Source organism: Halopseudomonas salina, from assembly GCF_008641105.1.
On record NZ_VTTI01000014.1, the window covers coordinates 17,010 to 26,681 of the forward strand.

Genomic DNA, 9,672 nt, shown 5'->3' on the forward strand with positions numbered 1-9,672 from the left:
GTGCCGGCGGGGTGCTTTTGCAACTTCACGTGTCCATTACCGCAGGTAACCGACGCGCTGCCGTCCAGGGGTAAGCGTGATAGAATCCGGCCCCTTCATTTCAACCGTTTCATATAACAGGAATATCAATGCATCAGTCCGATCGCATGTCATCCAGCGAGCAGCGCGCAGCGAGTTCGCTGGCAGCCGTTTTTGCGTTTCGGATGCTCGGTCTGTTCATGGTTCTGCCTGTTTTGGCTACCTATGGCGGCAGCCTGGCGGGAGCGACGCCTTTGCTGATCGGTGTAGCGATTGGCGCATATGGCTTAACTCAAGCATTTTTACAAATCCCGTTCGGAATGCTGTCTGATCGTATCGGGCGCAAACCGGTTATTGTCGGGGGCCTGATCCTATTTGCCCTGGGCGGCTTGCTCGCAGCCCAGGCTGACAGTATGCAGGGCATCATTCTTGGCCGCATTGTGCAGGGTGCGGGCGCCATTGCCGCTGCTGTCATGGCGATGGTGGCGGATCTGACCAGGGAACAGCATCGCACCAAGGCAATGGCGATGATAGGCATGAGCATAGGCGTGTCCTTTGCTCTGGCAATGGTCGCAGGGCCGTTAATTGCCGCACGGACTGGCCTGGAAGGTGTCTTTTACGCAACGGTGATTCTTGCACTGATCGGTATTGTACTGGTTATCTGGGTCGTACCGCCGGTTGCGCGCGCCGAGAGACACCGGGATGCGGGTGTGATTGCGGCCAGCTTCTGGCCCAGTCTGCGTAACCCGGAGTTACTGCGGCTGAACTACGGCATCGCGATGTTGCACGCGATTCTGATGGCCAGCTTTGTTGCTATTCCCCTGGCCTTGCAGGAGAACGCAGGACTGCCCCGTGACGATCATTGGTGGGTGTATTTCTGCGCGCTGCTGGTTTCATTTTTTGCAATGGTACCCTTTATCATTTTTGCCGAGCGTAAACGCCAGGTCAAAGCTGTGGTGCTTGGTGCGATCACTTTGCTTGTGCTGGTCCAGCCGTTGCTCTGGCTCAGTGCCAATTCGTTGCCGTGGCTGGTAACGGCCATCGTTCTGTTCTTTATCGGATTCAATCTTCTGGAAGCCACGTTACCTTCGCTGTTAAGCAAAATTGCGCCGGCAGGCGGCAAGGGAACGGCAATGGGAATCTATTCCACCAGCCAGTTCCTTGGCGCTGCGCTGGGCGGGGTACTCGGCGGTGCCGTATTCGGTGCTTATGGGCTGGGAGGGGTATTTGCCTGCTGCGCCGCCCTCGGACTGTCCTGGTTGCTGATTGGTGTTAAGATGCGCCAACCAGCCTACGTGTCCAGTTTTCGTCTGCCGTTGCCCCATGAGCTTGTTCGGGATGAGGCGTTGCTCCGGCGCATTCTTGCCGTACCGGGTGTTACGGAGGCGGTCATCGTGGCTGAAGAAGCAGCCGCTTATATCAAAGTCGATACGCAGGTGCTGGATCGTCAGGGGCTCGAACACGCGGTAGCCGCAGCGTGTAACCCGGACCCGGTATCGCCAGCCAGCATCACGCCGCACACAGGAGATTGAGAAATGGCCAGAGGCGTCAACAAGGTAATTCTAATTGGTAACGTCGGGGGCGATCCCGAAGTACGTTATCTGCCCAATGGTAACGCCGTTGCCAACATTACCCTCGCTACCAGCGATAGCTGGAAGGACAAGCAAACCGGTCAGCAGCAGGAACGCACCGAGTGGCACCGAGTGGTGTTTTTTGGTCGTATCGCCGAGGTTGTGGGTGAGTATGTACGCAAGGGCTCGAAGATGTATATCGAAGGCCGTTTGCAGACCCGCGAGTGGGAAAAGGACGGTGTGAAGCGCTATACCACCGAAATCGTTGTGGATATAGGCGGCCAGATGCAGTTGCTCGATGGCAAGCCCCAGGGCGGCGAGCAGGGTATGGCGCCACGTCCGCAGCAGCAGCGTCCGGCCCAACAGCCAGCCCAGAGACCGGCTCAACAGGCGCCGCAGCAATCCGCTCCGCAGCAGCCCGCGCCCGACTATGACAGCTTCGACGACGATATCCCGTTCTAGGTCATACCTTAGACTTGAATATAAAGTGCTAACCAGAGGCCCCCGACATTCGGGGGCTTCGTGGTTCTGGGTCAGATTGGCTCTTGCTCGTCGGCAGGTACACTGTGCTAACGTACTGCGCTTGCAGGCCGGCAGCCTCTGCTATCGGCGAACTGGACAGAGTATTTCCGGTTTGCTGTATGTGGCCAGAAAGACACTTTGTGAAGATTGACGATGACTGAAATCTATTTTGTACGCCATGGCCAGGCCTCCTTTGGCTCCAGTAACTATGATCAGCTCTCGGAAAAGGGCCATCAACAGGCCAGACTGCTGGGAACATATTTTCAGCAACGCGGTATGCATTTTGACCACGTGCTGATGGGCGACATGGTACGGCACCGGGAAACGGCTCAGGGTATTGCGCAGTCACTGCAACTTGACGAGTCTGCCTTTGAGATCTTCAGGGAGCTTAACGAGTTTGATTTTCATGCCATCCTGGCTGCTTACACCGCTCAGTTTCCTGATCAGGCGCTGCCTGATAAACCTGCTGTGGCTGATTTCTTCAAAAGGCTGCGGCAAGGCATCATGCTCTGGTCGCGCGGCGAGCTTGAGGGCGATTTGCCAGAAACCTGGACTGACTTTTCAGTGCGTGTTGAGCGCGTGAAGATGGACATCATGGCCCGCTGTACCGGCAAGCGAGTGCTTGCAGTCAGTTCGGGCGGCGCCATCGCAATGCTGGTCAGTCAGTTGCTCAGAGCTCCCAGTGAAACCATGATCGAGCTGAATTTGCAGACGCGTAATACAGCACTGATTCATTGCGTTTTCAACCAGCGCAACATGCGTCTGAGCAGCTTCAACAGTGTGCCTCATCTGGATGATCCGGCGCATCAGGCGCTGATAACTTACGCCTGATGCGCCCTTGCGGTAATCCAGGCGCGCGGTGAGGCCTCGGGGGCCTCATATAGCATTCAGAAAACAGGGTACAACCATGCGGATGCGCATATTATTGCTGGAAGGGGACTCTTCACTGGGCCAGGCCCTGGTGCGCCTGGCAACTCAGGAAGGAATCGATATCCGGTCTGTGGACCGGCCGCGAGCGGGCTGGAAAAGCGATCAGTTGCTTGATTGGTTTGATCAGTACCAGGCGGATGCGGTAGTCAATCTAGCCTACTTTCATGAGCAGTTTCAGCTTGGAATGGATGATCCGCTGCAACTGACTGCACTGGATGAGTTCAATCGCAATCTCGTTGCACTATGTGCGAAAGATAATCGGTTGTTGGTCCAGCCATCGAGTGCGCGCGTGTTTGACGGCCTCAAGGCGACGCCTTACACGGAGAAAGACGAACGGTTGCCCGGGGACGGGTTGGGGCTGGTGCAAGGTGAGCTGGAGAAGCTGCTTGCCACGCATTGTTCCCGTTATGCGGTGTTGCGGTTCAGTTGGTTGCTCGATGCTTCGGCTGACGGCCAGCTCGCCAAGTTGCTTGAGCAATTACGAGGGCAGGATCCGGTCCTGCTGGCGGAAGAGTGGCGCGGTAACCCCACGCCGGTAGACGATGCCGCCCGTGTGTTGTTGGCCGTGCTCAAGCAGCTCGACTGCGAAGCGCCATTGCATGGCGTCTACCATTACGGCAGCACCGAGCCGTCAAGCTGGATCAGTTTTGCGAAAAGTCTCGCCCAGGAACTGATGGCGAACAACAGGCTGGATCGCGATCCGGTTATCCGCTCCATCCCCTTCGACAAGCAGACCGAAACGGGCTGGGAACCCCAGAACGCGGTCCTGACCAGCCGCCGTATCCTGATGGCGTTTGGCGTCAAGCCGCGGCCCTGGCGTGCGCAGCTGGGGCAACTACTGGACAGCATCGATACTCCGCAATAAAAAACGGCCGCATAGCGGCCGTTTTTTTGCTCTGTCTGTCAGATCAGAACTTGTAGCCAATGCTGGCCATGTAAACCATCGGATCAATTTCCACATCAACCTTGCTGGGTATGCCCGCAGTGCGGAAGTTGGCTGTGGTGTCGATGTCGGCGTACCAGACTGCGGCATTCAGATAAACCTGCTCAGTCAACTTATAGTCCATGCCTGCTTCCAGGGCGTAACCCCAAGAATCATCGAGATCCAGACTGGAAAAGCCCGCGCCCTCTGCGTTGCTGGACAGGTCTTCGCTGAAGAACATGGTGTAGTTCAGACCAGCACCAACATAGGGCTGCCAGGCGGAGCTTTTAGCCATTGGGAAATATTGCAGGGTTACTGTCGGTGGCAGGTGCTTGATGCTGGCAAAGCGGCCTGCGCCCTTGAGTTCGATGTCGTGGCTGAACGGCGTGGCCGCAAGCAGGCCGATACCAATATTGTCGGTCAGCATAAAGGTGCCGGTAATGCCGAGCTGGGTGTTGCTATCAACGCCGACTTCCAGGCCGGTGTTGGCGCCGCCAACGAATACATTACTGCTGCTTTCCTGAGGGTCAACAACCGCGGCGCCAACGCGCACGATGACATCACCTGCCTCATGAGCCTGAGCCACAGATGCGGCCAGCAGTGCGGGGGCGAGCAGGAGGCCGGCGGCCAGTTGAATAGTGAAACGTGACATGATGAATCTCCCTTGCGTTTGGTATGGCGAGACTTTAGGCGTTGTCAGACAGACAGATATTGATCTGGAGCAAAGTTCTTTCGGTCTATCCTCATTCCTTGAAGCTTGCAGACCAGGCCTTGAATAATTGAGCTGTTCAAATGATAATGCTTCTCTTTTAATAGCCCGCCAGCGGGTGAAACATTTCCGGAGAGTCTGGATGAGAGCGGTTTTATGGGTATTCCTCGTCTTGCCGATGATAGCGGTGGGGCAGGACACGACGGAGCAGGCCCTGGAGCAGAGTCAGGCCCTGGTGCGCGAAGCGCGGGACTCGCAGCAACGCATCGATCAGCTTGATGACGCTACCCGACAGGCGCTGGAGCGGTATCGACAAGCCATCGAGCAGCGTGAGCAGCTGGTTGATTACAACGCGCGTCTGGCCGAAATGGTCGGCGCCCAGAACGAAGAGCTCGAGGCTCTGGAGAGCCAGTTGGCGAGTATCGAGGATACCCAGCGCGAGCTGTTGCCTCTGATGCAGCGCATGTACGACTCCTTGCAACGTTTCGTAGCCCTGGATCTGCCGTTTTTGTCTGAGGAGCGGGCAGATCGTCTGGCGCTGCTGAATGAGCTGCTCAAAACCGCCAATGTCAGTGTGGCTGAAAAGTATCGCCGATTGATCGAGGCATACCAGATTGAAAGTGACTATGGCCGCACGCTTGAGGCCTGGAGGGGCACTCTTGGCGAGAATGAGCAGGTCAAGGTAGTCAATTTTCTGCGCCTGGGGCGGGTCATGCTCTTCTATCAAAGTCTGGATGGCCGCGAGCAGGGCTACTGGGATGCTCAAGTCAGCACCTGGAAGCCACTCCCGGACGAATATCGCCGTACGCTTGAGCAGGGCTTGAATATCGCTCGCCAACAACAGACCCCGGTCATGTTACGTCTGCCGTTACCACCGGTAACCGAGCTGGAGGGCGGTCTATGAAACGTTTTCTGATGCTTGCCGTTCTACTGTTGCCGGCCATGGTCTCTGCCCAGCCGGCCGACCTGGATGCGCTTCTGCGCGATATACAACAGGTGCGCAGCAACGAGCAGGCAGCCATGCGTGAGCGGGAATCACGCTTCATTGCCGAGCGCGATCAGCAACAGCGCCGCTTGCGCGAGGCAGAAGCGGCACTGGCTGAAGTGCAGGCCGAATCCGATCGGTTGGAGGCTGAGTTTGGCCTGCATGAAAAGGCCCTCAAGGAGGGTGAGGCGGAGCTGGCGCAGCGTAGCGGCAACCTGGGAGAACTGTTTGGTGTGGTTCGTCAGGCGGCTGGAGATACACGTAGTCAGTGGCAGGACTCGCTACTCAACATGCAGTTTCCGGATCGCATCGCCATGCTTGATCAGTTGGCCGAGAGTCGCCGCATTCCCACAGTAGAAACGCTGGAGGCCTTCTGGTTCATGTTGCAGCAGGATATGACGGCCAGCAGCAAGGTCAGTCGTTTCGTTGCTCCGGTAGTCGGCGAGGATGGTCAACAGCGTGAATTGCCGGTAGTGCGAGTGGGGCCGTTTACCGCTCTACAGGGAAAGGATTACCTGCTTTATCAGCCCGATGCCGAACGCCTGCTGGTTGCCGGACGGCAGCCTGAGGGTCGGAGTCCGGTCAACGATTTTATCGAGCCGCGGGAGGGTCTGGCTGATCTGAGGGTCGACCCAACTCGGGGGAATGTGCTGCAGCAGTTGCAACAGACGCCCTCGCTGGGCGAGCGCGTCCATCAGGGAGGGGTGGTTGGTTATGTGATTCTAGCCTTGGGTGTGCTCGGCTTGCTGCTGGCGCTCTGGCGCCTGGCGTGGCTGCAGCGCACCAGCCTGCGGGTTGATCGGCAGGTGAAGGATCTGGACAACCTCAAACGCGACAACCCTCTGGGCCGGGTGCTCGGAGTTATTGGCAGCCGGCCTCGGCTGGAACAGCTCGATACTCTGGAGCTGAAACTCGACGAGGCTATTCTCAAGGAGACGCCCTCGCTTGAGCGTTGGCAGGGCCTGATCAAGCTGCTCGCAGCAGTAGCTCCCTTGCTGGGCTTGCTGGGCACGGTTACCGGGATGATCGCCACCTTTCAGGCAATCACCCTGTTCGGTACCGGAGACCCAAAGCTGATGGCTGGGGGCATATCCCAGGCGTTGGTGACCACCGTACTCGGCCTGGTGGTGGCTATCCCGTTGTTGTTCATGCATGGCCTGGTGGCCGCGCGCAGCAAGGCGCTGATCCAGTTGCTGGAGCAACAGAGTGCCGGCCTGATCGCGCTGCATCTGGGCGGTGAGGAGAAAGAGAATGCCTGAAGGGCTCTGGCAGCTCCGGGACTTTCTCGATAGTGGTGGATGGGTGCTCTGGAGCATCCTTGGCGTCACCATTGTGTTGTGGACGTTGATGCTGGAACGGTTGTGGTTTCTTGCTCGGGTATTTCCACATGAGGCGCACCAGCTGCAGCAGGGCTGGATAGCCCGTGGCGACCGCAGCAGCACTGCAGCGCGATTTATACGTGCGGCCTGGTTGTCCCGCGCGCAGATTCGTCTGCAGCGGTATTTACCCATGGTGCGCGTATTGATTGCCCTGTGTCCGCTACTAGGCTTGTTGGGTACCGTCAGCGGCATGGTGCAGGTATTTGATGTCATGGCGCTGAGCGGTAACGGTAACCCCCGGGCAATGGCCGCCGGGGTCTCCCGCGCCACAGTACCCACCATGGCCGGGATGGTGGTCGCCATCAGCGGATTATTTTGTCTGGCGCGGCTTGATCAACAGGCCCGCCGGGCGCTGCAGCGGCTCAATGACCGACTGCGATTTGAATAGGATCGACTAGATGCGCATGCGCAGACACCACGCAGGTAGCGATGAAGAAGCCGGTATCGATATGACGCCGATGCTCGACATCGTTTTTATCATGCTGATTTTCTTTATTGTCACCAGCTCCTTTATCAAGGAGTCGGGAATCACTGTGCAGAGCCCCTCGGCGGACTCTGCCGCAGAGCAGCCCAAGGGCAATATTCTGATCGCCGTCAGTCCGGATGGTGAAATCTGGATCGACCAGCAGCAGGTTGATGTGCGAGCGGTGCGTGCAGCGGTTGAGCGTATGCTGGTAGATCAGCCTGACAGCACCGTGGTGGTCCAGGCCGACCGGGATTCGCGCAGCGGGCTGGTCATTCAGGTAATGGACCAGGTCCGTCTGGCCGGCGTGCAGGATGTGGCGCTCGCGGCAACTGCTGCGGCGCCCGGGGGACGCTGATGCGGCTGCTGCTGAGCTTTGCCGGAGCCTTGCTGGTCGCCCTGGTGCTGTTTGCATTGATGGTGATCCTGGTCATGCCGCCGCGTGACGACACTCTGGCGGAGGAAGAGCTCGCGCGGGTGAGCTTTGTGCGCGCGGTAGGCGATACGACCAGCGAAAGCCGGCAAAGGCAGCAGCGTGAGGCGCCCGAACGGCCCCAGCCACCTGAGCCGGTTCCCCAAGCTCAACCGATAACCGCGCAACCTCAGCCTGCACCGGAGGTGAGGCTGGACATCACTATTCCTAGCCTGCCGACTTCGATTCAGCTCAGCAGCGCGCCCACGCTGGCAGGGCTCAGTGCCGCGCAAGTGGCGCCCGCACCGAGTCCGACAGCGGATGCAGCGCCAGCACCCGCAGCAGCTGCCGCGCCCTCCCTGTCGGAAGAAGTTACTCCGCTGGTCGATATACCCCCAAACTATCCAAGGCGGGCGGTCGCCGCGGGCATCGAGGGACAGGTAAAGCTGGCATTCACAATCACGGCGGAAGGTCGGGTGGAGAATTTGCGGGTAACTGACGCCAGTCCTGCGGGGGTGTTCGAGCGTGAGGCTCGCCGGGCGGCTAGCCGCTGGCGGTTTGCGCCCCGTAGGGAGAATGGTCAACCGGTCGCTCGAGAGGCGACCAAGACTCTGCATTTCCGACTGGAAGGGAGGCGCTGATGCGCAGACTACTGTGCGTTCTCGCCGTACTCGTCAGTTGGCATGTCCAGGCTCAGCAAACGATTGAGCCGGCCGTTTTTCAGGCGTTGAGTAGCGCGCTTGGGGCGCAACAGGCTGGGGATCTGGCGGTGGCGCGCAGCCGCCTCGAATCTGCTTTAGCGCAAACTGAAAACCGCACCTTGGAGCGCGCGCTACTCGAGCAGCGGCTGGGTTATCTGGCGATCGAAGCCCAGCGTAATGCCGAGGCCATCGACTGGCTCCGCAAGGCGCTTGCCCATAATCAGCTTGAGGCACAGGCGGCCAGCCAGGATCGGCGCAATCTGGCCCAGCTGCTGGCGCAGGCTGGCCAGGATGCTGAAGCGGTCAGTCTGCTGGAGTCGGAATTGGCCTCCGGTACCTTGCCGCTGGAAACGCGTCAGTTACTGGTGCAGCTGTACAATCGTCTGGAACGCTATAGCAAGGCCATCCCATTGGCTGAGCAGGTAGTCCTGGCCGACCCGGGTGTCGACGTGGTCTGGTATCAGTTGCTGGCCGGTATGAATTATCGGCTTCAGCGTTACCAGGCAGCGGAGAAGTGGTTTCGCGTATTACTGCGCCGGGACCCAGGCAATGCACAGGCCTGGCGGCAGTTGGCGGGTGTGCAAAGCCTCGATCGGCGGCAGGTCGATGCAGCAGCAACCCTGCGTCTTGCCTATGAGGGTGGGATCCGTCTCAGCGACACTGACCTGGAAAACCTGGTGTCCCTGCAGGTTGCGGCTGGAGCGCCATGGCAAGCGGCAAGATTGCTGGAGGTACTGATGCAGCAAGAGCTCCTGGCGCCCAGCCGCAACCGTAACGAGCGATTAGCGCAGCTCTGGCAGCAGGCGCGCGATCATGATCGCGCACAAGCGTCCTGGGAAGCTCTGGCCCGGCGCACTGGCCAGTCCGACCATTGGATGCGTGTTGCGTCAATACAGCTTGAACGCGGGCAATGGCCAGACTTGCTGGAAAGCCTCGCACAGGCCCGTACAACCGCGTCAGCCGCGCAGCGGCAAACGATCGATCAATGGGCAGATTATGCTCGTCGGGTGATGGATCAGGGTTGACGACTGCGTGCTGTCGGGCACTGGTTTGCAAGCAC

The 9,672-nt window shown here is 58.8% G+C and carries 11 protein-coding genes; 10 read left to right on the plus strand and 1 reads right to left on the minus strand.

The annotated features are described in order from the left end of the window. The first annotated feature begins 128 nt into the window (after nucleotides 1-128). The 4 genes from FZF01_RS17560 to FZF01_RS17575 all read left to right on the plus strand — a co-directional run bounded on the left by FZF01_RS17560 (nucleotide 129) and on the right by FZF01_RS17575 (nucleotide 3,906). Nucleotides 129-1,550 carry an MFS transporter gene (locus FZF01_RS17560; RefSeq protein ID WP_150279301.1) on the plus strand — a complete coding sequence of 474 codons (1,422 nt, stop codon included), beginning with the start codon at nucleotides 129-131 and terminating at the stop codon, nucleotides 1,548-1,550. 3 nt (nucleotides 1,551-1,553) lie between these two features. Continuing rightward, the gene (gene ssb / locus FZF01_RS17565) at nucleotides 1,554-2,051 is read left to right on the plus strand and encodes a single-stranded DNA-binding protein (RefSeq protein WP_150279302.1); all 498 of its coding nucleotides are present in this window, start codon (nucleotides 1,554-1,556) and stop codon (nucleotides 2,049-2,051) included. 213 nt (nucleotides 2,052-2,264) lie between these two features. Then, nucleotides 2,265-2,942 (plus strand): histidine phosphatase family protein, encoded by a 678-nt coding sequence (locus FZF01_RS17570; RefSeq protein ID WP_150279303.1) that lies wholly within the window; start codon nucleotides 2,265-2,267, stop codon nucleotides 2,940-2,942. 76 nt (nucleotides 2,943-3,018) lie between these two features. Beyond that, nucleotides 3,019-3,906 (plus strand): sugar nucleotide-binding protein, encoded by an 888-nt coding sequence (locus FZF01_RS17575; RefSeq protein WP_150279304.1) that lies wholly within the window; start codon nucleotides 3,019-3,021, stop codon nucleotides 3,904-3,906. Nucleotides 3,907-3,949: 43 nt separating this feature from the next. Here the strand turns inward: FZF01_RS17575 and FZF01_RS17580 are convergent, their stop codons facing one another. Next, nucleotides 3,950-4,615, minus strand: coding sequence for an OmpW family outer membrane protein (locus FZF01_RS17580; RefSeq protein ID WP_150279305.1), 666 nt, complete (start codon nucleotides 4,613-4,615; stop codon nucleotides 3,950-3,952). Between the two features lie 199 nt (nucleotides 4,616-4,814). Here FZF01_RS17580 and FZF01_RS17585 point away from each other — a divergent pair, with 199 nt between their 5' ends. Genes FZF01_RS17585 through FZF01_RS17610 form a run of 6 tightly spaced genes read left to right on the plus strand, consistent with a single transcriptional unit; the run spans nucleotide 4,815 to nucleotide 9,637 of the window. Beyond that, on the plus strand, nucleotides 4,815-5,576 hold the full coding sequence (locus FZF01_RS17585; RefSeq protein ID WP_150279306.1) for a DUF3450 domain-containing protein: 762 nt from the start codon (nucleotides 4,815-4,817) through the stop codon (nucleotides 5,574-5,576). Continuing rightward, nucleotides 5,573-6,916 carry a MotA/TolQ/ExbB proton channel family protein gene (locus FZF01_RS17590; protein WP_150279307.1) on the plus strand — a complete coding sequence of 448 codons (1,344 nt, stop codon included), beginning with the start codon at nucleotides 5,573-5,575 and terminating at the stop codon, nucleotides 6,914-6,916. The genes FZF01_RS17585 and FZF01_RS17590 overlap by 4 nt, the downstream gene beginning before the upstream one ends. Continuing rightward, nucleotides 6,909-7,424 carry a MotA/TolQ/ExbB proton channel family protein gene (locus FZF01_RS17595; protein WP_150279308.1) on the plus strand — a complete coding sequence of 172 codons (516 nt, stop codon included), beginning with the start codon at nucleotides 6,909-6,911 and terminating at the stop codon, nucleotides 7,422-7,424. Before FZF01_RS17590 ends, FZF01_RS17595 begins: the two co-directional genes overlap by 8 nt. A gap of 10 nt (nucleotides 7,425-7,434) precedes the next feature. Further along, nucleotides 7,435-7,857 (plus strand): ExbD/TolR family protein, encoded by a 423-nt coding sequence (locus FZF01_RS17600; RefSeq protein WP_150279309.1) that lies wholly within the window; start codon nucleotides 7,435-7,437, stop codon nucleotides 7,855-7,857. Beyond that, nucleotides 7,857-8,552 (plus strand): energy transducer TonB, encoded by a 696-nt coding sequence (locus FZF01_RS17605; RefSeq protein WP_150279310.1) that lies wholly within the window; start codon nucleotides 7,857-7,859, stop codon nucleotides 8,550-8,552. Before FZF01_RS17600 ends, FZF01_RS17605 begins: the two co-directional genes overlap by 1 nt. Then, complete coding sequence (locus tag FZF01_RS17610; RefSeq protein WP_150279311.1) at nucleotides 8,552-9,637, plus strand: tetratricopeptide repeat protein; 1,086 nt, start codon at nucleotides 8,552-8,554, stop codon at nucleotides 9,635-9,637. The genes FZF01_RS17605 and FZF01_RS17610 overlap by 1 nt, the downstream gene beginning before the upstream one ends. Nucleotides 9,638-9,672 lie beyond the last annotated feature (35 nt).

Excerpts from the sequence above, each read along its gene's own strand:
- FZF01_RS17585 (WP_150279306.1), top strand. The coding sequence starts at position 4,815 with ATGAGAGCGGTTTTATGGGTATTCCTCGTCTTGCCGATGATAGCGGTG.
- FZF01_RS17610 (WP_150279311.1), top strand. The coding sequence starts at position 8,552 with ATGCGCAGACTACTGTGCGTTCTCGCCGTACTCGTCAGTTGGCATGTC.
- FZF01_RS17595 (WP_150279308.1), top strand. The coding sequence starts at position 6,909 with ATGCCTGAAGGGCTCTGGCAGCTCCGGGACTTTCTCGATAGTGGTGGA.
- FZF01_RS17590 (WP_150279307.1), top strand. The coding sequence starts at position 5,573 with ATGAAACGTTTTCTGATGCTTGCCGTTCTACTGTTGCCGGCCATGGTC.
- FZF01_RS17600 (WP_150279309.1), top strand. The coding sequence starts at position 7,435 with ATGCGCATGCGCAGACACCACGCAGGTAGCGATGAAGAAGCCGGTATC.
- ssb (WP_150279302.1), top strand. The coding sequence starts at position 1,554 with ATGGCCAGAGGCGTCAACAAGGTAATTCTAATTGGTAACGTCGGGGGC.
- FZF01_RS17560 (WP_150279301.1), top strand. The coding sequence starts at position 129 with ATGCATCAGTCCGATCGCATGTCATCCAGCGAGCAGCGCGCAGCGAGT.
- FZF01_RS17580 (WP_150279305.1), bottom strand. The coding sequence starts at position 4,615 with ATGTCACGTTTCACTATTCAACTGGCCGCCGGCCTCCTGCTCGCCCCC.
- FZF01_RS17575 (WP_150279304.1), top strand. The coding sequence starts at position 3,019 with ATGCGGATGCGCATATTATTGCTGGAAGGGGACTCTTCACTGGGCCAG.
- FZF01_RS17570 (WP_150279303.1), top strand. The coding sequence starts at position 2,265 with ATGACTGAAATCTATTTTGTACGCCATGGCCAGGCCTCCTTTGGCTCC.
- FZF01_RS17605 (WP_150279310.1), top strand. The coding sequence starts at position 7,857 with ATGCGGCTGCTGCTGAGCTTTGCCGGAGCCTTGCTGGTCGCCCTGGTG.